The sequence below is a fragment of the Ensifer sp. VA4 genome (assembly GCF_055710065.1).
Genome location: NZ_JBVQPO010000018.1, coordinates 48,475 through 69,409, shown reverse-complemented (window position 1 = coordinate 69,409; position 20,935 = coordinate 48,475). Strand labels below are relative to the sequence as shown.

Below are 20,935 nucleotides of genomic sequence, written 5' to 3'. Positions count from 1 at the left end.
GGCCTGATCAGCGGACGATGCCGCAGGGCGTGGCGTCGGCCCGACGCGCCACCCGACAAACAGACACCTCCGGATGCGCATCCGGAGGTGTCTTGCGTTTGACGCATTGAGCGACAGTATCGCGTCAGATCGTGATGCCGCCGTCGATGTTGATCGCCTGGCCGGTGATGAAGGCAGCCTCGTCGGAGGCGAGAAAGGCGCAGACGGCAGCGACCTCCTCCACCGTGCCGAAACGCCCGGCCGGCTGTCGGCTGATGAAGGACCGGTAAGCCTCGTCCCGGCTTCCGAGTTTCTCGCCAAGTTCGCCGATGCGTTCCTCCAGCGAGGGCGATGCGACCGTTCCGGGGCAGACCGAGTTACAGCGAATGCCCAGGGACACGTAGTCGGCGGCGACTGCCTTGGTCAGCCCGATGACGCCGCCCTTGGCGGCGCCGTAAGCGGCGCGCCGCGGAAAGCCCTTGATCGAGGAGGCGACCGATCCGATGGTGATGATGCTGCCGCCATCAGCCTTCATCTTCGGGACCGCGCCGGCGATGACGTTATAGGCGCTGTCGAGGGTGATGTTTACCGAGCGGCGCCAGTCGGCAGCCGAGCATTCCTCGATCGTGCCCTGATGCACGTAACCGACGGCATGCACCAGGATATTGATCCGTGCGAAGGCCTCGAAATAGGCGGCGACCGCCGCGTGATCGGTCGCATCGAGCCGCGTCGTCGCGGCGCCGTCAAGGGTGGCGAGCAGGTCGGCATTGATGTCGCTGGCGTGAACCTCGGCGCCCTCCGATATCAGCCGCTCGGCGACGGCACGGCCGATGCCCTGGCCGGCCGCCGTGACCACGGCCACGCGTCCGGCCAAACGTTCCGTCTTTCCATTCATGGCGAGACCCCTTTTGTAAGCCTAGAGTGACTGAACGATCTGGCGCTGGCGGCCGAGCCGGTCGATGCCGAGTTCCACCACGTCGCCGGGTTTCAGATAGCGCGGCGGCTTCTTGCCCATGCCGACGCCTGGCGGTGTGCCGGTGCAGATGAGATCGCCGGGCTCAAGCACGCAGAACTCGCTCATGTAGGAGACGATGGTCGCGACATCGAAGATCATGCGCGCGGTCGTGCCCGCCTGCATGCGTTCGCCGTTGACGTCGAGCCACATCGAAAGCGCCTGCGGATCCGGCACCTCGTCACGGGTGACGAGCCACGGACCCGTCGGGCAGAAGTTTGGGAAGCTCTTGCCCTTCACCCATTGGCCGCCGCGCTCCATCTGCCAGGCGCGTTCCGAGACATCGTTGACAACCGTGTAGCCGAAGACATGGTCCATCGCCTCGCTACGCGAAACATTCAACGCCCGCTTGCCGATGACGATGCCGAGCTCGACCTCCCAGTCGAGCTTGGCCATCGTCCTCGAATAGAGGATTGGATCGTTCGGACCGCAATAGGTGCCGGCCGCCTTGTTGAAGAGGATTGGTTCAGCAGGCACCGGCAGCCCGGCTTCAGCAGCATGGTCCGAATAGTTGAGGCCGATGCACCAAATGTTGCGCGGTTGCTTGATGGGGGCGCCGATACGCGTCGACAAGACCGCAACCTCGGGAAGTGCGTCGAAATCGGCGTCTGCCAGCTGCGCGCTTACAGTTCCAATCGTTTCGGGCGTGACGTCCCCGATCAACGAGGATACGTCCCATGCTTTGCCGTTCTCGTCGAGCATGCACGGTTTTTCGCGACCGATGTCGCCTATCCGGACCAATTTCATACTGTTGTCCTATTGTTCTTTTTAGACCACCAGGTGTTGTGCAGCGGAGCGCCGGCCACGAACGCGCTGGCACCGAGCTGCTCCTGGATTCGAATGCACTCATTCCACTTGGCCATCCGCTCCGAGCGCGTGAATGAACCAACCTTCAGCTGGCCGGCGCCGAGCCCTATGGCGAGATGACTGATGGATACGTCCTCCGTTTCTCCCGAGCGTGCCGACACGACCGATCGCCAACCGGCCCTTTCGGCGGTGAGATAGGTTTCCACGGCTTCCGTGACTGTTCCTACCTGATTGACCTTGATCAGTACGGCATTACAGGCGCCATTGCTGGCTGCATCGCGGACGAGAGCCGCGTTTGTCACGAGATAGTCGTCGCCGATTATTTGGACACGCCCCCCGAAACGGGTCGTAAATGCGGCCATGCCTTCGATATCGTCCTCGGCCAGAGGGTCTTCGATCGACGCGATCGGGTAGGTATCGAGCCATCGGCCCAGCTGGTCGATCATCTCGCCCGAATCCAGTTCGCGATTTTCCAGCGCCAATTTGTAGCGGCCACCTCTTCCGAACTCCGAGGCAGCAACGTCAAGCGAGATGACGACCCGGTCGCCCGGTGTCTCGCCCGCTTTCACGATAGCGTCGCATAACGTCTCGAGCGCCTCTTCGTTGCTATCGAAAGCGGGCCACCATCCGCCCTCGTCCGCCACCCCCGCAAGCCGGCCTCTGCTCGCCATAAGATCGCCGGCGGCGAAGTAAACGGCATTGGTGATCTCCATGACCTCTTCGAAACTCGAGGCGCCCGGAACCATGATCATGAAGTCCTGCACGTCCACGCGCCTGCCTGCGTGAGCCCCTCCACCGAATATCTGGATCTCGGGCAGAGGGATGGACGGCTGCCGGCCATATGCGCTGGCAACACGGCGCCATAACGGCTCACGGGCGGCCGCAGCAGCGGCGTGCAATACCGCAAGTGACACGGCGACTGTGGCGTTGCCGCCGAGAACCGCCTTTGACGGCGACGGGTCGAGCGCGCAGAGGGCAGCGTCTGCTCCCGATTGATCGAAGACGTCCCTTCCGATCAGCGCCCTCGCAATCGGCCCGTCGATATTTGCCACGGCCTTTGCAACGCCCTTCCCGCACAAGCTGCTGCCGCCATCACGCAAGTCAGTTGCTTCGCGGGTTCCTCTCGAAGCGCCGGCCGGTGCGATCGCGCGGCCTTGCGCTCCGCTGGCAAGCGTAATTTCGGCCTCGACGGTCGGGTTTCCCCGCGAGTCCCAAACGCGCCGGCCCTTGATCCCGGCGATTTGCGTGTCGTTCATTTGCAGAGTTCCTCGGCCCAGGCTCGCGTTACATCGGCCAGGGTGGCTGGGGGTGACTGGATCAGGTTACGGGCAAATTGGCGGACGAAGTCCTTGTCTGTGCTTGTTGTGATGTATTCGACCGGCGACTTTCCGTCGACGCGCGCCAGAAGAAGAGCCGGCAAGAGCCTCGCAGCCCGGGCCTCAAGCGCAATTGCCGGCTCCCAGGTCACTCCCGTGAGATATGATTTCACGAGAGCCTCGAAACTGTGCAGAAGCTCCGCCGCATCCTGCCGTCGCCAGATACACTTCAGCAGCAGGTGATTGAGACAGAAGGCAAGATCGAAGCATGGATCGCCATACCAAGCACATTCTGCATCGAGGATGATCGGACCATCCTGGCCAATCAGAATGTTCTTTGGGCTGACGTCCCCGTGAACAAGTGCGGTCTTCGTGTTCATCACGTCCCGCGACAGTGCAAGAAGCGGTGCAGCAAGATCAGGATGCACCTGCGCCGTCGCTTCAAGATAGGGCTCAAGGCGGATCGAGTGAAAGACCTCGTCATTGGCGAACCGGCGGCCGATATCTTGCGAGTGCGCGGTCGCCGCATGGATCGCCGCAACAACGCCCCCCAGACGACGCGCGAACGTCACATCGACGCGCCCATTACGCAGTTCCTCCTTCCAGACGGGATTTTCGGAAGGATTGAAGTAGGTCATGGCGAATGCACCGAGCGACGGATCATGTGCAAGAATGCGCGGAACGGCATTCGGAGCGACCTTTGCGGCCTCGAGCATCCATTCGACCTCGCTGGCGTTTCGCGTCACCGGCGCTTTCCAGTCCTGGGCTACGCGCAGGCTCGCCAGCGCCTTCTTGACGACGAAACTCGTTTCATTCGTCGTGACCTTCCAAATGTCCGATGCGACGCCGCCGGTCAGCGGCTCAATCGCCCACGCCTGCTTATCCTGGACCTGCCCGGACCTGTGAAGGAATTCAAGAATGGCGGGATCCACATTTCCGGCCCCGAGAATGCATGCAAGACTAGACATGACTTGCCCCAATGAAAAATGCTGACCAGCTAGGCATTAGTCGGCCAGCAGTGATGCGACTAAACTTGCCGAACTGCAGCTAGGCTTGTTGTGGCCGCGTGCCCGGCAGGATTGCTGATAGGAGCGACTTCGACGGAAAGTCGGTAGTGGGTGATGAAGATCTGACCCGGCTCGAACGCAATCGCCGTGGCAACGCCCGATAATGCCAGCGGGTTAGCCGCCGTGCAGACCGCCGGTCCGAGATCGAAAGCAGAGGCGATGGGCTCGAGGCCGAGCGCCACGTGCCGCCCGTTCCAGGGATAGGCCTTGCGGCCGCGATTGCTGAACCAGAGTAGCAGGCTCGGAAAGTGATCCTTCTGCCAGGTGAGCCGCGCGCGAAACCCCTCGTCGCGATAGTGGAGCGCCAGGCTGCCGTCGACACCGCAGAGCTGCAGCAGATCCTCGGTTTCTTCGGTGAGCGGCACCTGCGAGGCGTCGATTGTCGCACCGCTACGGGTCTCGACTTTGCCAAGCGATGGCCATTGCCGATCGAGCGAGAACAAGGCCGCGCCCGGTTCGACGTCGCCGGGAAAACTCAAGACGCGATCATAGGCACCGGGTTCGATAGTGACCGAACCCGGGCGGCTCGGCAGCCGGAACGTCGGATGCAGGCCGATCGGCAGCCGGCATGGCCGCCGCGCCTCGATTTCCAGGGTGATGTCGATGGCGGCCGCGCTTGGATCCGGCATAATCCTCCGCCGCAAAAGGCCGATCGGATGGTCCTCCGGATACCGGCATTCCATAGTGATCTGACGGTCGTCGCAAGCGCTCCAATCCCAATGAGCATTGGCGCTATGGCCATGGGGCACGCCGGCGCCATCGAAACTTTCTCCTGTCGCAGACCAGCCTGCGGGAAGCGCCCGGTCGGCGTCGCTGCCGAAGGGGACGCAGGGCCATTCGCCGCGCAATTCTTGCAGGATTTCGGGCAGCGTGTCGCGCTCGGGATCACTACCCCAAGGTGCCACATGCAAGGGACTGACGTGCCGCCCGTCCGGCAGCAAAAACAGCACGGGGCCGAGCATGCCGCCGAGCGACTGCACCGAAAGGCAGCCATGCGCCCAGGCAAGCGCGCGTCGTGTCGTCACCGCACTCACCTGGTTGCCACTCCAAACCGGTTTTCCGGAAGGCCGGGAACTTCGACGCGCATGGCATAAAGGCTGCCGGCGAGGCGTTCACCGGGGCCGGAAAGAATGCTGGCGGTGGTGATATAGAGCGTCTTGAGATCGGCACCACCGAAGGTGCAGGTGGTGATGTTGGTCACCGGCACGTCGATTACTTCGGCAAGACGGCCATCGGGTGCGATCCGGGCAATGCAGCTTCCGCCGAAACGGCAGTTCCAGAGAAAGCCTTCGCTGTCGATCGTCGAGCCATCGGGCGAGCCGCGATCGAATCCGGTGAAGAAATGCCGTTCGCCTGAAATCGCCCCCTCGGCCGCGTCATAGTCGAAGGCATAGATCTCGTTTGCCAGCGTGTCGGCGAAGTAGAAGGTGCGCTGGTCCGGGCTCCAGCAGAGCGTGTTGGAGATGCCGAGCCCCTGGCGCCATTCGGTGACAGTCCCGTCAGGCGCGATGCGAAAGAGAATGCCCTCGCCCGGGCCCGCTTCGCCGAGCTCGCCATCGGGCAGGACATTGTTCTTCATCGAACCGACCCAGAAGTTTCCGGCGGGATCGGTGCGGCCATCATTGAGCCGTACCCGCGGCGCGCCGGGTAGGCGGAAGCCATGATCTTCGCGCCGATCGGTCTCCGGCCACCACCAGAGGAGTTTCGAACCGAGAGCAACGAGCAGGCGGCCGGCTTCATTTGTCAGCGAGATCGCCACCACCGGTTCGTCGAACAACCAGGTTCTGACCGCTTGAGTTGCCTCGTCGTAGCGATGCACGAGGAACCGGTTGATGTCCGTCCAGTAGACAGCCGCCTCGTCCGCGGACCAGACGGCGCCCTCACCGCAGCGGTCGCCGACGGGCGCGACACAGATAAGCTCGGGTGCCATCGCTGCCTCCTATTCCGCCGCCATGCTTGCAGGGATCGAGCGCGATGGCCCGAGCGCTTCGGCGTTCTGCACCAGCGCCTTCATGTAGCCGAGCGCAAAAGCCTTGCCCGCATGCCAGGAGGCACCGCAGGTCATGGCCGGCGTGTGGTCGGGGATCATCACGCCCCGGTAGTTCTCGTCGCGCAGGATGCGGATGATCTCGGCCATGTCGATATCGCCCTCATCGACGAAGGTCTCGACATAGCGCGGCATCTTTCCGCGCACGTTGCGGAAATGGATGTAGCCGATGCGGCCGGAGCGGGCAAAGCGGCGGACATGGTCGTAGATATCGCCGCCCGGCATCTCCTGCAGCGAGCCGAGGCAGAGTTCCAGGCCGTTCGAGGGCGAGTCGACGATCGCCATCAGCCGATCGTATTTCTCCGGTCGGTTGACGAGCCGTGCCGTGCCGCGCAGTTCCTCCGCCGGCGGATCGTCAGGGTGAGCGCCAAGTACGACGCCCGCCTCTTCGGCGACCGGTACAACCGCCTTCAGGAAGTGGCTGAGGCGGTCCCAAAGCTCCGCCGAGCTGACGGAAACCGGGGCGACACCGGGGATGCCGCGGCGGTACCGCATGTTCCACACCATGCCGTCCGGGATCGGCGCATCCGGGCTCGGCGCGATGCTGTTTTCGACGCCAAAGCCGACGGATTCGGCGCCACCGCGGGCATAGGGGCCACGGGTCCAGCCATAGACGCCGGCGAGCGAGAAATTGTAGCCGATGCAGGGAATGCCGGCGCGGCCGGCGTCGCGGATGAGCTGCTTCAGCCCCTCGATCTGCTGCGCGCGCTCAGGCCCGTCCAGGAGCACATCATGCCAGAAGCGCGGCGAAAAGTTCTCGATCGCCGCCACCTCCAGGCCGCCGGCGCGCACGTCCTTCACCAGCGCCGACAACTCATCGTAAGTCCAGAGCCGATCGCTGGAGCAATCGCCCCAGCCGCCCTGATCACCGCTGTCGATCTTCGGATCCTTGCCCGCGAAATAGTTGGTCAGGTGCGCGACGACATGGGTCGCGCCTGCCTGCAAGGCAAACTGAAAGTTATCCGGAGTGAGTTGCTCCCGGTAGAGCCCAAGGCCGATCTTCATTTGTCGATTCCTCGTGTGATTACTTGACGCCGATGCCAGCGGTGAGGCCGCCGTCAATGCGGAAATCCGAGCCGGTGACGAAGGCGGCGCGCTCGGAGGCGAGGTAGGCGACCAGTTCGGCCACCTCCTCTGGTTCGCCAATGCGGCCGATCGGGTGCGCGGCACCGAAGCGAGCAAAGGCTTCCGCCTCGCTGACGCCCTCGCCGCCATAGGTGCGGGCCGCAAGCGAAAGCAAAGGCGTGCGCACCGACCCGGGGCTGACCGAGTTCACCCGGACCTTGGCCGCGGCGTGATCGAGCGCCATGGCGCGCGTCAGCGCGTGGATCGCCCCCTTGGAGGCGACATAGGCGGCAACGTTTTGCTGGCAGGCGTGCCCCTGCACCGAAGAAATGTTGACGATCGCGCCGCCGCCACGCTTGACCATTTCGGGAATGCCGAAGCGGCCGGTCAGATAGATCGAACCGACATTGACCGAGAGGCAGCGCGCAAAGCTCTCGGCGCTGGTATCGACTACCGTGCCATAGGGATGGACGGCCGCGGCATTGACGATGATATCAAGGCCGCCGTGGCGCAGCACTGCCTCACGGACGGCCGCCTCCACCTCCGCCTCGACCGAGACATCCGTCAGCCGCGTCGACATCGGCAGATTGCGCTCGCTGGCGATCTTGTCGAATCTCTCGTTGGTGGCAAGGTCATTGCCACACGCGAGCACGATGGCACCTGACGAGGCAAGGCGGATCGCCGAGGCGAGGCCGATACCGGACGTGCCGGTGACGAGTGCGATTTTTCCTTTGAATTCAGTCATGATTGTCTCCGCGATGGATCGCGATGATTTGGATCGCGGGCGACCCAAGATCATAAGCGTGATCGATTTTCATGAGGGCCGCGGGATGCGAGCATCCCGCGCCGGTCTCAGCGCACCCGTTCCAGAACCTGGTTCAGGAGCACGGCGCCGAGAATGATCCCGCCGCGCACGACGTATTGCCAATATTCGCTGACATTCATCAGCGTCATGCCGTTGGAAATGCAACCGAGGAACAGGACCCCGATCAGCGTGCCCCAAATACGGCCCTTGCCACCAAAGAGCGAGGTGCCGCCGATGATCACGGCCGCGATGACGTCGAGCTCCATGCCCGTTGCCGTCGTCCCGGTTCCGGCGCCGATCTGCGAGGCAATCAGCGTGCCGGAGACGGCGGTGAGCGCGCCAGTGAGCCCCAGTGTCAGCGCCTTTACCTTCCAGATGTCGATGCCGGAGAGGCGGGCTGCCTCCATGTTGCCGCCGACGGCATAAACCTCGCGGCCGAAGCTCGTATACTTCATCAGGAAATGCATGCCGGCAAAGGTGAGCGCAAAGATATAGACCGGGAACGGAATGCCGAAGAGGTAGCCGCCGCCGAGGAAATCGAAGCCGAGCGGGAAGGACGACATCGGGAAGCCGCCGGTGATGAGATTGGCGACCCCGCGGAGCGCCGCAAAAAGCGCAAGCGTGGTGATGAAGGTCGGCACGTTGAACCATTGCCGGAAACGGCCAGTGAGATAGCCGAGCATGAAACCGAGCAGCAGCGCCACGGCAAAACCGACCGTGACCGCGCCCCAATCGCCGAGCGCATCGGTGAAGCGGTCGGCAAACCAGGCAACGATGCAGCCGGCAAGTGCTGCGCCCGCCCCGACCGAAAGGTCGATCTCGCCGCTGATGATGACCGCCGTCATGCCGAAGGCGATGATGCCGAGCATCGAGACCGTGCGCAGCACGTTCAAGACGTTGCTGGTCGAGGCAAAGCCGGGCGCGACCAGGATCAGGAAGATCATCAGCGCCGCGAGAATGATCTCCATCGGATAGGTCTTGAGGAACTTGAGCGGCGTTTTCTGTCCGCCGGCCTCGGTCGTTTGGCTCACAAGTGTCATCGCTTGGCCCCTTCCATGCACAGGCCGTAGAGTTCGGTAAGATCGGTTCTCGTCGGATCCACTTCGGCGACAACGGCGCCGTGGTGCATCACCAGGATGCGATCGGCGACTTCGAGGACCTCCTCGAGTTCCGTCGATACGAAGATGCTGGAAAGGCCGTCGGCCGCCTTCTGCCAGATGATGTCGAAGATCTGGCGCTTGGCCTGAACGTCGACGCCGCGGCTCGGTTCATCGAAGAACATCACCGAGGGCTGCCGGTTCAGCCATTTGCCGATCACCACCTTCTGCTGGTTGCCGCCGGAAAGCGACGACACCGGCAGTTCCGGGTCGCCGCACTTGATATGCAGATCGGCGATCTGGCGGCGCACATGCGGTTGTTCGCGCCGACGCGAGATGAAGCCCCTGTTGGAGATCGGGCCGAGGCTCGCCATGCAGAGGTTGTCGGCGGTCGAGCGCGACTGCACGAGCCCGACCTCCTTGCGGTTTTCCGGCGTGTAGCCAAGCCCCGCCTTGCGCATATCGCGCGGGCTTGCGCCGGTCATGATGCGGCCATCGAGCCTGACGGAACCGCCGTCGATCCGGTCTGCGCCGAAAATCGCCCGCATCAGTTCCGTGCGCCCGGCGCCAAGCAGGCCGGCGATGCCGAGGATTTCGCCGGGATAGAGGTCGAAGGAGACGTCGTGGAAATGCCCTGACCGGCTGAGTTCGCGCACTTCGAGCACCGGCTTGGTGCGATCGAGCTCGCGCCGCGGCGGACGCGTGGCACGCGCCGCATCGCCGAACATCATTCCGACGATCGCCGAAGGCGTCGTCTCTTTCATCGCGACCGAGCCGATATAGTGGCCGTCGCGGATCACCGTACAGGTGTCAGCGATCTCGAAGAGTTCGCTCATGCGGTGGGTGATGTAGATCATCGTCACGCGGCGGGCGCGCAAGCGTTCGATCAGCGCAAAGAGCTGCTTGACCTCGCGGGTGGCGAGCGCCGAGGTCGGCTCGTCGAGCAGCAGGATCGACGGGTTGAAGGACATCGCCTTGACGATCTCCACCACCTGCTGCTGGCCGACGCTGAGGGCGGAGACCGGCTGGCGGGAATCGAGCGCAAGTCCCATGTCGGCGAGCAGTTCGCCGGCGCGCCGGTGCAGGCCCGCCCAGTCGACGACGCTGAAACCGGCGCGCCGCCGATGCGGCAGCCGGCCGAGAAAGATGTTCTCGCCGACCGAAAGTTCCGGCACCAGCGAGAGCTCCTGATGCACGGTGACGATGCCGGCGGCGAAGGCGTCATGCGGCGAGGTGAAGTGGCGGTCCTCGCCGTTAACGCTGATCGTGCCGGATGTCGGTTCGGTGACGCCAGCGAGAAGCTTGACTAGCGTCGACTTGCCCGAGCCGTTCTTGCCCATCAGGGCATGCACCTTCCCGGGCGCGAAGCTGTGGGTGAATTCGGAAAGGGCGACGGTCGGGCCATAACGCTTGGTCACGGCCCGAAAGTCCAGCCGTCCCTGCACCCCTTGCAACGCGGCTGACCTTGGTTGCGGATAGCTCATGCGGATTTCCTGCTGTGCGCGGTGAAGGAGCGATGGGACAATGCTCCCGCCGCCCAGTTCACTTTCGGGCCCTTACTTCAAGGCTTTGAGGCCTTCCTTGTAGGCAGCGACGCCTTCCGCGTCGGCGCGGGTCAGAGGCAGAACCGGAACGTTGACCTTCGTCTCGATCTTCTTGCCGTCGAGCAGGTTCTGCGCGGCTTCGATCGCCTGCTTGCCAACCTCGAGCGGCTGCTGCGCCGTCGTTGCCTGCAGCACGTTGTCCGAATTCAGGAGCATGTTGGCGAGTTGCTCGGAACCGTCGGTGCCGAAGACGAAAACCTTGCCCTCGAGGCCTGCCTTCTTCACCGCCTGAACGGCGCCGATCGTGCCGCCTTCGTTGGCGGCATAGATCACTCGGATATCGGGATTGGCCGTCAGCATGTCGCTTGCAACTGCCAGCGCCTTCTCGGCAAGCCAGGCATCCTGCTGGGCGACGATGTCCACCTGATCTTTGACGACGCTCAGGAACCCATCGACGCGGGCATTCGACTGCTCAGGCAGCAGCGCCTTGAAGGCCAGCGTGCCGATCTTCACCTTCTCGCCGTTGCCGAGCGTCTTTAGGAAATCGGTCGCGGCCTTGCCGGTACCGATGCCGATATCGCGATCCGAGCTCATCACGGTGGCCTGGGCGACGTCGCCGTTGGCCGAGGTGCCGTAGGTCACCACCGTGATGCCGGCGTCGCGCGCCTTTTTCAGCGCAGGCACCGAAGCGTCGGCCGAAAGCGGCGCCACGACGATCGAGTTCACGCCGCGGGCGATATAGGTGTCGATCAGCTGGGCTTCCTTCTCCAGCTTGCTGTCGCTGTTGCCGGCAAGGAGCTCGTCTCCGGCAGCTTCCGCTGCCTTCTCCATGCCGATCTGAATGCCGCGGAAATACTGGTCCTGCTGAAAGACGATGCCGGCGATCGCCTTGCCGCCGGCGAAGGCCGCGCCCGGCGCAAAGCTGACAGAGGCAAGTAGCGCGGCAAGCGCCAGACGTTTCATGTTGCTCATATTGGTTCTCCTCCCAAGTGCCCTGTTCGTGCCGCCGGACCAACGGGCGAGTGGATCCGGCAAACGGCTGCCCGCACCGCCAAGGCGGTGTGGCTCAAAACTCCCATATGCTCATCGCGGTTACTGGCCGCCTGGCGCGGCATCGACGAACCGGATGCCGAACTCCAAATGGCGGCTCATCAGGTAGACGTAGGCGATGCGATCACGAGCCTTCAGCGCCCGGATGATTTCGGCGTGCGCCTCGAAGGTTTCCGCATGCACCGTGCGCTCTGCCTTGCCGAGCCGCATGACCTCCTCGATCACCGAGCGCAGCATGTGGTAGGCGGCCAGCGTCGTGCGGTTGCCTGAGAGCTCGACGATCGCCGAATGAAACTCGTAATCGCAGCGCGCCGCATCCTCGACGGTCTCAGCCTCCAGGATCCGCGCATTGATCGCGTCCAGCCGCTCTAAGTCGTCATCCCCAGCCGTCAGGATGATATGCTCGCCGACACCGGTCTCGATGATGCGCCGGAAACCCTGCAGGTCGCGAAAAGAGTCCGGTGAAATTCCGTTGTGGAAGGCGAAAAGCCGGCGGATGGCCTCGCCGTGTCCGCCGCTGATGACGGCGCCGACCTTCGGCCGGGTCTCGACCATGCCATAGGCGCGCAACACCTGCAGCGCCTCGCGCACGGTATTGCGTCCGGCCTGGAACTGCTCACCGAGGTCGCGCTCGGTCGGCAGCGCATCGCCGATGCCGAGGCCGCGCTCGGAGATCATGTCGCGGATCTGCTCGACGAGGCGATCGACGGCCGAAGTCCTACCCGGCTCCACGGCCTCTACGCCCGACAATGCATCTTCCCGTACCGAACTGCTCACCACCATCCTCCCTGCGATGCTTTATTTGTTGGTCCAGATTGCGCCGGCAGTCAAGCGCAAACTCGAAAATTCCGTGTCGCATACCATGATTTTCATGCTAAATGCCCGTATTCAGGCTTGAATTGTTGGACCAATCGGACATTATTGACTGGCGTGGTCCAACAATAGGCGACCGGAAACGGGCAGGAGAATTTGCATGAGACTGATGGAAGAGTGCTTTCGCTGGTATGGGCCAAACGATCCGGTGCCGCTCAGCCATATCCGGCAGGCAGGCGCGACAGGGATCGTCTCGGCGCTGCACCACATCTACGACGGCTCGCCGTGGCCCGACGAAGCGATCCTGGCGCAAAAGGCGCTGATCGAAGCCGCGGGCATGCGCTGGAGCGTCGTCGAGAGCATTCCGGTGCACAATTCGATCAAGCTCGCGACCGCCGACAGCGCTCGCTACATCGGCTGGTACAAGGACACGCTTCGCGCCCTGGCGCGGGCGGGCATAAGCATCGTCTGCTACAACTTCATGCCGGTGGTCGACTGGACGCGCACCGAGCTGATGCAGCCCTTGGCGAATGGCGGCTTTGCGCTTCGCTTCGATGCGGTCGACTTTGCCGCCTATGACCTCTTCGTGTTGAAGCGCCCACATGTCGAAGACAGCTACTCCGAGAGGCAGATTTTCCTCGCGCGCCAGCGGCTCGATGAGATGGACCAGGCAAAGATCGACCGGATCGAGCGCAATCTCATTGCCGGCCTGCCGGCAACCGAGCGCCAGTTCAACCGGGCAAGCTTTCTGGCCGCCCTTGCCGAATATGACGGCGTGACGGCCGACGATCTGCATGCGAACCTGGCGCGCTTCCTCGGGGAGATCGTACCGGTCGCCGAGGACGTCGGTATCCGGCTTTGCATTCACCCCGATGATCCGGCCTTTTCGCTCTACGGCCTGCCGCGCATCGTCTCGACGGCAGCCGATGTCAGGCGCATCCTCGCCGCTGTCGACAGCCCGGCCAACGGCATCACTTTCTGCACCGGCTCCTACGGCACCCGCGCCGACAACGACCTGCCGGCCATGGTGCGCGAATTCGGCCCGCGCATTCATTTCGCCCATCTGCGCAACGTCCAACGCGAGGAGGACGGCTCGTTCTACGAGGCGGACCATCTCGGCGGATCGAGCGATATGCCGGCGGTGATCTTCGCGCTGATGCAGGAACAGGAACGTCGTGCGCGCGATGGCAGCGCCGACTGGCAGATCCCGCTTCGGCCAGACCACGGACATCTGCTGGCCGACGATATCGGCAAGGAGCGGATCAATCCCGGCTATTCGCTGATCGGTCGACTGAAGGGCCTCGCGGAAATCAGAGGCGTCATGCAGGGCATCGCGACCGCCATGGCGCACAAGGCTTGAGGGAAGAAATGAACCATTTTGAAGACGATGCCGAACTGTTTGCCGCCATGCGCAGCCGGCTGTTTACCGCTGTGGTCGGCGACATTCTCGATACGATGGGCCTGCAGCACCAGTTCCTGCCGCCGCAGATCCGGGCATTGCGTGATGACATGGTTGCCATCGGGCGGGCGATGCCGGTGCTCGAGGCCGATTTCTTCGCGGCCGCCGAGGCGAGCGGAAACTCGGCGTTCAGCGCCAAGCCGTTCGGCCTGATGTTCCACGCGCTCGATAGCCTGAAGCCCAACGAGATCTATGTCTGCTCCGGCTCCTCACCGCGTTATGCCGTCTGGGGCGAGTTGATGTCGACGCGGGCGCTGAAGCTGAAGGCAGCGGGTGCGATCTGCGACGGCTATTGCCGCGACAGCGCCGGCATTCTTGCGCTTGATTTCCCGACCTTCTGCTACGGATCCTATGCACAGGACCAGGGCCCGCGTGGCAAGGTCGTCGACTACGGCATTCCGATCGAGATCGGCGGCATCCGTATCCGGCCGGGCGACATTCTCTTCGGCGACCGCGATGGCGTGCTCGTCATTCCGCGCGAGGCGGAACGGGAGGCAATCGCGCTAGCCCTGGAAAAGGCCGAAACCGAAAACAAGGTTCGCCTCGCGATCGAGGCCGGCATGAGCACCGTCGAGGCGTTCGAACGTTTCGGCGTCATGTAATGTGTGTGGGGCGCCGGGAGAGCCGGCGCCTCATTTTAACCGGCTGAGGTCCACGGGGCGATTGTTGATGATCGCTTCCATCGAGAAGAAGCCAGTGACGGTTGCGAGGTCGAAATTGGTGATCAGCTTCTGGTAAAAGCTGTCGTAGCCGCGCATGCCCCTGGTCACCACCTTGATCAGATAGTCCCAATCACCCCCGATCCGATAGAAGTCGATCACCTCCGGCAGCTTCTCGACATGTTGCCGGAAACCGTCGCTCCACTCCTTGGAGTGATGACGGGTGCGGATCATCACGAACACGGTGAGATCCAACCCTAGCGCACTCAGATCTATGTCTGCGTGCGAGCCGCGGATCAGTCCGATCGACTGCAGACGCTGAAGGCGCCGCCAGCACGCATTCTGTGACAAGCCGACCTTTTCAGCCAAGTCGCGCTGAGAGAGCGACGAATCTTTTTGCAATGCGGCAAGGATGTTCAGATCGAAGCTATCGATTTTGAATGAAGATTCGATCATCTGACACAATCTATGGCCAAAATTGCAGAAAATAGGTGAACTTTTCGACCGTGGACGAGATTACAATTGCTGTCAATGTTCGCTCCGAGGAGTCAGCGAGATGATCGTACCTGCCGTCCACCGCCAGCCCTCAGAGGCACTTACGCCCCTTACCCGTTTCCGCCAGGCTTTGAATGGCCCGGACGTGGTTGCCGACCTCCGCGACGGTCTCGTCGGTGCCAAGACGAAGATTGCCGGTCCCTACGGCATGAAGGACCTGGTCTATGCGGACTATGTCGCCTCGGGCCGCGCCTTGCGTGTGATCGAAGACTTCGTGCTCGAAGAGGTGCTGCCCTATTACGCCAACAGCCACACGGAGGCCTCCTATTGCGGAGGCTTCATGACCCGGATGCGCCGGGAAGCGCGCACGCTGATCGGCGAATTCTGCGGTGCGACGGCGGAACACGCGGTCATCTTCACCGGGTCCGGCGCGACCTCGGGCATCAACCGCCTGGTCAAGCTGTTCGGCGTCACCGAAGCTGTTGCGGCCGGGAAAAATGTTCGGGTTATCATCGGCCCCTACGAGCATCACTCCAACATCCTGCCCTGGCGCGAAAGCGGTGCCGAGATCATCGAACTGGCCGAATGCTCGGCGGGGGGGCCGGAGCTTGCTGAACTTGCCGAAGCGCTCAACGCCGGTTCGCCTGAGCTGACGGTCTGCACCCTCTCGGCCGGATCGAACATCACCGGGATCACCAGCGATGTCGTCACGATCACCCGGATGGTCAAGGCTGCCGGCGCGAAGATGATCTGGGACTATGCCGGCGCCGGCCCTTACATTCCGGTCTCGATGTCGCCAGCCGCCGGTGCCGAGATCGACGCCGTCGTCATCTCGCCGCACAAGTTCATCGGCGGCCCGGGTGCCTCCGGCATTCTGATTGTCCGCCGCGACGGCGTCGCCACGAACAATCCGACCTGGCCGGGCGGCGGCACGGTCAAGTTCGTTTCGCCCGATACGCACGACTACAGCGCCAGCCTCGAGGCACGCGAAGAAGCCGGAACGCCGAACGTCGTCGGCGACATCCGCGCCGCACTCGCCTTCATCGTCAAACATGCGATCGGGCTTGAGGAGATCGAGAGGCGCAACCGCGCGCTGACCAGGCGGGCGTTTGCCGCCTGGAAGGCCGTACCGCAACTGGAGCTGCTCGGTCTTCAAGAGCCGGATCGCCTGCCGATCTTTTCCTTCCGCATCAGGAACGGCAAGGGCGGCTATGTCCACCAGCAGCTCGTCACCCGCATGCTCAGCGACCGCTTCGGCATTCAGGCGCGCGGCGGCTGTGCCTGTGCCGGGCCTTACGTTCACCGGCTGCTGTCGATCGATGCGGCGCATTCCGAGCAAATCCGCCAGGCGATCCTCGCCGGCGAGGAGATCGAGAAGCCCGGCTTCACGCGCCTGAACTTCAGCGTCCTGCTGTCGGACGAAAAGGTGAAGTACATCCTCGACTGCGTAACGCAACTCGCGGCGGACGCACCCGCCTTCGAAGCCGACTACGATTTCGACCCCGCCCGCGCGATCTTCTTCCCGTGCGCCACGGCTGAAGAGGCCCTCGCCTATGCATAAGCCCGATGTTACCGGCTTCTACGATTCCCGCACCGGCAGCATACAGTATGTCGTCGCCGATCCGGCGACCGGTAAATGCGCGATCATCGATCCAGTGCTCGATTTCGACGAGAAGTCGGGCTCGACCGCCACGCGGAATGCCGACGCGATCCTCGACCAGATCGCCGCCAAGGGCCTGACGGTCGAGTGGATCCTCGACACCCATCCCCATGCGGACCATTTTTCGGCAGCGCGCTACCTGAAGAGCCGGACCGGCGCACCGACGGCGATCGGCGAACACGTCAAAGGCGTGCAGCTGATCTGGAAGGAGATCTACAACTGGCCGGATTTTGCTTGCGACGGCTCGCAATGGGACCGGCTGTTTGTCGACGGCGAGACATTCCGGATCGGCGAACTCAAGGCCCGTGTCATGCATTCGCCCGGCCATACGCTGGCATCGATCAGCTATGTAATCGGCGACGCAGCCTTCATCCATGACACGCTGTTCATGCCCGACAGCGGCTCGGCCCGCGCCGATTTTCCCGGCGGCAGTGCGAGGGACCTCTGGCGTTCGATCCAGGCGATCCTGGCGTTGCCGGACGAGACACGCCTATTCACCGGCCACGACTATTGCCACGGCGGCCGCGAGGCACGCTGGGAAAGCACGGTGGCGGAGCAGAAGGCCACAAACCCGCATGTCACCGGCAAGACTGAGGCGGACTACATCAGCCTGCGCGAGGCGCGCGACGGGACCTTGCCGATGCCGAAGCTCATTCTGCATGCGCTCCAGGTGAACGTTCGTGGCGGCGAACTGCCGGCCGCCGAAGACAACGGCCGGCGCTACCTGAAGATACCGCTCGACGCCCTTCCCGGTGCGGTGTGGGGGTAGCGGCATCGTGGCGGACCCCTTCCAGCAAATGTTGCTTGCGATCGGCTCCGGTTCGCTCACCGGCTTCACGCTCGGCCTGATCGGCGGCGGCGGCTCGATCCTTGCGACTCCGCTGCTGATCTATGTCGTCGGCATCCGCGACGTGCATACGGCGCTCGGCACCGGTGCGCTCGCCGTTTCCGCCAACGCCTACCTCAACCTTATCAGCCATGCGCTTCGCGGCCATCTCTGGTGGCGCTGTGCTTTGATCTTCACCGTCGCCGGCTCGCTCGGCGCCTATCTCGGCTCCAGCCTCGGCAAGTTGGTCGATGGACAGCGACTGCTATTTCTCTTCGGCCTCGTGATGATGTTCGTCAGCTTCGCCATGCGAAGGGCGAAGAGCCAGGCGGCCAGCACGCCGCAATCGCTCTCGGCGCTCACCCATGGCAAGACCGGCCTGACCGCCCTGCTGACCGGCACCTGTTCCGGCTTCTTCGGCATCGGCGGCGGCTTCCTCATCGTTCCCGGACTGCTGCTTGCGACCGGCATGCCGCTCATAAACGCGGTCGGCACCTCGCTTCTCGCCGTCGGCACCTTCGGCCTGACGACGGCGATCAACTATGCATCCTCAGGCCTGGTGGATTGGCGCATCGCCGGCTATTTCATCGCCGGCGGCATTGCGGGCGGGATTTTCGGCACGATCGTCTCCACCCGGCTTTCGACCCACCGCGATGTCCTGACCCAGATCTTCCGCGGCATCATTTTTTCCGTCAGCCTCTACGTTCTCTGGCGCAGCTACATAGCGCCGTGACCCCATCCCTCGGTCTTTAGCCGGCGACCCTTGACAGCAACGCGCGCTTGGATGCTATCACTGAGGACGCTTGGGATCGGAATTGCGTTCCTCTTTCGGTAAGAGCATCGCGACGGTCAACCGAGCCTGAAATGGAGGGGCTGACCATGTTCGATCTGATCATCCGCAACGCCAACCTTGCGGACGGACGCCAGGACTTCGATCTGAGCGTCAGCAACGGAAAGACCGCGATCGAGAAGACCCTTACCGCCACCGACGGCGAGAGATCGACGCAAGCGGCCGCTTGCTCAGCCCGCGTACTGCGATCCGCATTTTCACGATGCGACGCTGTCGCTCGGCCTTCCGCGAATGAACGTCTCCGGCACGCTGCTCGAAGGCTTCGCGCTTTGGGGCGAACTGCGCCCCGCCTGACGAAGGCGGCTGCTGGTCGCAAGGGGCGCTGCGCTATTGCGACCTCGCCGTCAGCCAGGGCCTTCTCCAAATTCGCAGTCACGTGGACACTTCGCGCATGTCGTCGAGCAGCGTGAACTTCAGCCCCTTTGCCTTCACTGTTTCGATCAGGCCGCGCCAGCCTGTGACGTCCTTGCCGAGCAGTATCCGATTGTAGAGGATGCCGACCGAATCGAAGGCATAGGGCAGACGGGCGAACGGGAGGTAGCAAATGGACCAGAAGAGTTTCAGTGAGTGGTCACTAAAGGCCGCGAAATGGGGTGCAGACTATCGTGCATCGCTGCGCGACCGGCCGGTGCGCGCAAGGACGGCACCCGGTGCGATTGCCGCGCAGATACCATCGCGGCCGCCGCAAACGGGCGAGGACATGCAGGCGATCTTCGAGGATTTCGAGAAGATCATCCTGCCGGGCATGACCCACTGGCAGCATCCGCGTTTCTTCGCCTATTTCCCGGCGAATGCGGCGCCGGTTTCCGTCGTTGCCGAATATCTCGTGACGGCCATGGCGGCGCAGTGCATGCTCTGGCAGACCTCACCGGCAGCGACCGAACTTGAGACAAAAGTGCTCGACTGGCTGCGCCAGGCAATCGGCCTACCGGAAGGCTTCTCCGGCGTGATCCAGGACTCTGCCTCCTCGGCGACACTTTCGGCCGTGCTCGTGATGCGCGAGCGCGCGCTTGGCTGGCAGGGCAACAAGAAGGGGCTGGCAAGCCAGCCGCAGCTTCGCATCTATTCCTCCGATCAGGTGCATACCTCGATAGACCGGGCGATCTGGGTCTCTGGCATTGGCGAGGAAAACCTGGTGCGCATCCCAGCCAAGGGTCCAAGGCGGGCCATGGACTGCCAGGCGCTCGAAGCTGCCATTCTTCGGGACAAGGCGGCGGGACTGCTGCCGGCCGGCGTGATCGCCTGCACCGGTGGCACCAGCACGGGCGCCTGCGATGATATCGCCGAGGTGGTACGGGTCGCGCACGCCCATGGTCTCTACGTCCATGTCGACGCCGCCTGGGCCGGTGCCGCGATGATCTGCGAGGAATTCCGACAGCTTTGGGCCGGCGTCGATAAGGCGGATTCGATCGTCTTCAACCCGCACAAATGGCTCGGCGCCCAGTTCGATTGCTCGGCGCATTTCATTCGCAGCCCGGACGACCTGGTCAAGACGCTGGCGATCCAGCCGGAATTCCTGAAAACCCACGGCTACGACGGCATCATCAACTATTCCGAATGGACGATCCCGCTCGGCCGGCGCTTCCGCGCACTAAAACTGTGGTTCCTGTTGCGCTTCCACGGCCTTGAAGGGCTGCAGACGATGATCCGTAACCATGTGCGCTGGTCTGAACAGCTGGCGGAGCGGCTTGCGGGACACAAGGATTTCGAGATCGTGACACAGCCGATATTGTCGCTGTTTTCGTTCCGCCACCGCAATGAAGGGGATCCGGACGCCCACAACATCGCGCTCGTCAACGCGATCAACGACGACGGCCGCATCTACCTGACCCAGACCCGTGTCGACGGTCGCGTCGCGATCCGCTTCCAGGCGGGTCAGTTCGACATGACGGAGGAGGATGCCGAGACCGCTTTCGAAGGCATCATCGAAGTCGCCGCTGCGCTGAGCAAGCATCAGAAGTAGACGGAAGCCAACCGATGAACCATCCCCGTTTTGTGCATTTCTCGGCCGGCGATCGAGACGGGTGCTTTTGCCCGTATTGCCGATGACGCAAGCGGAATGGTCGCCGACCTTTCTCTCGATGTCTCCGCTAAGTGCGAAAAGCGGTCGAAGCGGCCTTGCTTCGGATCCAGTCGCACGGAAAGGCGGCCGGAGTCCTGACCTCTGATCAGGCGCTCGCCAGCGACGTCAGTCTGCTGGTCGGTGCAACCGCCCGTCTGCCTGCAGCGTTCAAGGGAGCCAGAGACGAGACCGATACGACGGCCGGCGAGACCTACTGACCGGTAATGCCTGCGTCGTGGCCCGATGGGGCCGATCGGGCCACGACCGCCCGCATACGTTGGGCGGTCCCGGACTTTCCCTCGTCTCGGTCTGGGGGTATAGC

General features: G+C 63.2%; 19 protein-coding genes and 2 pseudogenes. 8 read left to right on the top strand and 13 right to left on the bottom strand.

Annotated features, from left to right (window positions below; all coding sequences use genetic code 11):
- Positions 1 to 124: 124 nt before the first annotated feature.
- The 12 genes from AC0C6X_RS26885 to AC0C6X_RS26830 all read right to left on the bottom strand — a co-directional run bounded on the left by AC0C6X_RS26885 (position 125) and on the right by AC0C6X_RS26830 (position 12,566).
- Positions 125 to 874, bottom strand: coding sequence for an SDR family oxidoreductase (locus tag AC0C6X_RS26885; RefSeq protein ID WP_472956128.1), 750 nt, complete (start codon positions 872 to 874; stop codon positions 125 to 127).
- Positions 875 to 895: 21 nt separating this feature from the next.
- The gene (locus AC0C6X_RS26880; RefSeq protein ID WP_173519450.1) at positions 896 to 1,738 is read right to left on the bottom strand and encodes a fumarylacetoacetate hydrolase family protein; all 843 of its coding nucleotides are present in this window, start codon (positions 1,736 to 1,738) and stop codon (positions 896 to 898) included.
- Positions 1,735 to 3,054: a phosphopyruvate hydratase gene (gene eno, locus AC0C6X_RS26875; RefSeq protein ID WP_247959243.1), complete on the bottom strand. Its 1,320-nt coding sequence runs from the start codon at positions 3,052 to 3,054 to the stop codon at positions 1,735 to 1,737. The genes AC0C6X_RS26880 and eno overlap by 4 nt, the downstream gene beginning before the upstream one ends.
- Positions 3,051 to 4,046 (bottom strand): phosphotransferase, encoded by a 996-nt coding sequence (locus tag AC0C6X_RS26870; RefSeq protein ID WP_312033064.1) that lies wholly within the window; start codon positions 4,044 to 4,046, stop codon positions 3,051 to 3,053. Before AC0C6X_RS26870 ends, eno begins: the two co-directional genes overlap by 4 nt.
- Before the next feature lie 95 nt (positions 4,047 to 4,141).
- Entirely contained in the window at positions 4,142 to 5,206 is a 1,065-nt protein-coding gene (locus AC0C6X_RS26865; protein WP_173519448.1) for a hypothetical protein, read from the bottom strand.
- A gap of 5 nt (positions 5,207 to 5,211) precedes the next feature.
- On the bottom strand, positions 5,212 to 6,111 hold the full coding sequence (locus AC0C6X_RS26860; RefSeq protein ID WP_173519447.1) for an SMP-30/gluconolactonase/LRE family protein: 900 nt from the start codon (positions 6,109 to 6,111) through the stop codon (positions 5,212 to 5,214).
- Between the two features lie 9 nt (positions 6,112 to 6,120).
- On the bottom strand, positions 6,121 to 7,233 hold the full coding sequence (locus AC0C6X_RS26855; protein ID WP_173519446.1) for a mannonate dehydratase: 1,113 nt from the start codon (positions 7,231 to 7,233) through the stop codon (positions 6,121 to 6,123).
- Between the two features lie 19 nt (positions 7,234 to 7,252).
- The gene (locus AC0C6X_RS26850) at positions 7,253 to 8,038 is read right to left on the bottom strand and encodes an SDR family NAD(P)-dependent oxidoreductase (RefSeq protein WP_173519445.1); all 786 of its coding nucleotides are present in this window, start codon (positions 8,036 to 8,038) and stop codon (positions 7,253 to 7,255) included.
- Positions 8,039 to 8,145: 107 nt separating this feature from the next.
- A complete protein-coding gene (locus AC0C6X_RS26845) occupies positions 8,146 to 9,138 on the bottom strand; it encodes an ABC transporter permease (RefSeq protein ID WP_173519444.1) in 993 nt (330 codons plus the stop codon).
- Positions 9,135 to 10,679, bottom strand: a complete 1,545-nt coding sequence (locus AC0C6X_RS26840) for a sugar ABC transporter ATP-binding protein (RefSeq protein ID WP_472956124.1) — start codon at positions 10,677 to 10,679, stop codon at positions 9,135 to 9,137. The genes AC0C6X_RS26845 and AC0C6X_RS26840 overlap by 4 nt, the downstream gene beginning before the upstream one ends.
- A 72-nt stretch (positions 10,680 to 10,751) precedes the next feature.
- Complete coding sequence (locus AC0C6X_RS26835; protein WP_173519442.1) at positions 10,752 to 11,711, bottom strand: substrate-binding domain-containing protein; 960 nt, start codon at positions 11,709 to 11,711, stop codon at positions 10,752 to 10,754.
- A 120-nt stretch (positions 11,712 to 11,831) separates the two neighbouring features.
- Entirely contained in the window at positions 11,832 to 12,566 is a 735-nt protein-coding gene (locus AC0C6X_RS26830) for a FadR/GntR family transcriptional regulator (protein WP_173519441.1), read from the bottom strand.
- A 205-nt stretch (positions 12,567 to 12,771) separates the two neighbouring features.
- On the opposite strand from AC0C6X_RS26830, the gene uxuA reads away from it, so the two are divergent.
- Both uxuA and AC0C6X_RS26820 read left to right on the top strand, forming a co-directional pair.
- On the top strand, positions 12,772 to 13,962 hold the full coding sequence (gene uxuA / locus AC0C6X_RS26825; RefSeq protein ID WP_173520181.1) for a mannonate dehydratase: 1,191 nt from the start codon (positions 12,772 to 12,774) through the stop codon (positions 13,960 to 13,962).
- Positions 13,963 to 13,970: 8 nt separating this feature from the next.
- Positions 13,971 to 14,663, top strand: coding sequence for an RraA family protein (locus AC0C6X_RS26820; protein WP_247959250.1), 693 nt, complete (start codon positions 13,971 to 13,973; stop codon positions 14,661 to 14,663).
- A gap of 30 nt (positions 14,664 to 14,693) precedes the next feature.
- On the opposite strand, the gene AC0C6X_RS26815 is transcribed toward AC0C6X_RS26820, so the two are convergent.
- The gene (locus AC0C6X_RS26815) at positions 14,694 to 15,176 is read right to left on the bottom strand and encodes an Lrp/AsnC family transcriptional regulator (RefSeq protein ID WP_472956121.1); all 483 of its coding nucleotides are present in this window, start codon (positions 15,174 to 15,176) and stop codon (positions 14,694 to 14,696) included.
- A gap of 100 nt (positions 15,177 to 15,276) precedes the next feature.
- On the opposite strand from AC0C6X_RS26815, the gene AC0C6X_RS26810 reads away from it, so the two are divergent.
- The 6 genes and pseudogenes from AC0C6X_RS26810 to AC0C6X_RS26785 all read left to right on the top strand — a co-directional run.
- The gene (locus AC0C6X_RS26810) at positions 15,277 to 16,776 is read left to right on the top strand and encodes an aminotransferase class V-fold PLP-dependent enzyme (RefSeq protein ID WP_173519438.1); all 1,500 of its coding nucleotides are present in this window, start codon (positions 15,277 to 15,279) and stop codon (positions 16,774 to 16,776) included.
- Positions 16,769 to 17,644 (top strand): MBL fold metallo-hydrolase, encoded by an 876-nt coding sequence (locus AC0C6X_RS26805; protein ID WP_472956118.1) that lies wholly within the window; start codon positions 16,769 to 16,771, stop codon positions 17,642 to 17,644. Before AC0C6X_RS26810 ends, AC0C6X_RS26805 begins: the two co-directional genes overlap by 8 nt.
- A gap of 28 nt (positions 17,645 to 17,672) precedes the next feature.
- Complete coding sequence (locus AC0C6X_RS26800) at positions 17,673 to 18,434, top strand: sulfite exporter TauE/SafE family protein (protein ID WP_173520180.1); 762 nt, start codon at positions 17,673 to 17,675, stop codon at positions 18,432 to 18,434.
- Positions 18,435 to 18,580: 146 nt separating this feature from the next.
- Positions 18,581 to 18,939: pseudogene (locus AC0C6X_RS26795) on the top strand (cytosine deaminase); the annotation flags it as partial.
- A gap of 156 nt (positions 18,940 to 19,095) precedes the next feature.
- Entirely contained in the window at positions 19,096 to 20,514 is a 1,419-nt protein-coding gene (locus AC0C6X_RS26790; RefSeq protein ID WP_472956117.1) for a pyridoxal phosphate-dependent decarboxylase family protein, read from the top strand.
- Positions 20,515 to 20,645: 131 nt separating this feature from the next.
- Positions 20,646 to 20,831: pseudogene (locus AC0C6X_RS26785) on the top strand (2-keto-3-deoxy-L-rhamnonate aldolase); the annotation flags it as partial.
- Positions 20,832 to 20,935: the final 104 nt, after the last annotated feature.

Coding starts and splice junctions, on each gene's coding strand:
- AC0C6X_RS26835 (WP_173519442.1), bottom strand. CDS start 11,711: ATGAGCAACATGAAACGTCTGGCGCTTGCCGCGCTACTTGCCTCTGTC.
- AC0C6X_RS26810 (WP_173519438.1), top strand. CDS start 15,277: ATGATCGTACCTGCCGTCCACCGCCAGCCCTCAGAGGCACTTACGCCC.
- AC0C6X_RS26790 (WP_472956117.1), top strand. CDS start 19,096: ATGGACCAGAAGAGTTTCAGTGAGTGGTCACTAAAGGCCGCGAAATGG.
- AC0C6X_RS26850 (WP_173519445.1), bottom strand. CDS start 8,038: ATGACTGAATTCAAAGGAAAAATCGCACTCGTCACCGGCACGTCCGGT.
- AC0C6X_RS26845 (WP_173519444.1), bottom strand. CDS start 9,138: ATGACACTTGTGAGCCAAACGACCGAGGCCGGCGGACAGAAAACGCCG.
- AC0C6X_RS26880 (WP_173519450.1), bottom strand. CDS start 1,738: ATGAAATTGGTCCGGATAGGCGACATCGGTCGCGAAAAACCGTGCATG.
- AC0C6X_RS26820 (WP_247959250.1), top strand. CDS start 13,971: ATGAACCATTTTGAAGACGATGCCGAACTGTTTGCCGCCATGCGCAGC.
- AC0C6X_RS26815 (WP_472956121.1), bottom strand. CDS start 15,176: ATGATCGAATCTTCATTCAAAATCGATAGCTTCGATCTGAACATCCTT.
- eno (WP_247959243.1), bottom strand. CDS start 3,054: ATGAACGACACGCAAATCGCCGGGATCAAGGGCCGGCGCGTTTGGGAC.
- AC0C6X_RS26840 (WP_472956124.1), bottom strand. CDS start 10,679: ATGAGCTATCCGCAACCAAGGTCAGCCGCGTTGCAAGGGGTGCAGGGA.
- AC0C6X_RS26885 (WP_472956128.1), bottom strand. CDS start 874: ATGAATGGAAAGACGGAACGTTTGGCCGGACGCGTGGCCGTGGTCACG.
- AC0C6X_RS26855 (WP_173519446.1), bottom strand. CDS start 7,233: ATGAAGATCGGCCTTGGGCTCTACCGGGAGCAACTCACTCCGGATAAC.
- uxuA (WP_173520181.1), top strand. CDS start 12,772: ATGGAAGAGTGCTTTCGCTGGTATGGGCCAAACGATCCGGTGCCGCTC.
- AC0C6X_RS26805 (WP_472956118.1), top strand. CDS start 16,769: ATGCATAAGCCCGATGTTACCGGCTTCTACGATTCCCGCACCGGCAGC.
- AC0C6X_RS26800 (WP_173520180.1), top strand. CDS start 17,673: ATGTTGCTTGCGATCGGCTCCGGTTCGCTCACCGGCTTCACGCTCGGC.
- AC0C6X_RS26860 (WP_173519447.1), bottom strand. CDS start 6,111: ATGGCACCCGAGCTTATCTGTGTCGCGCCCGTCGGCGACCGCTGCGGT.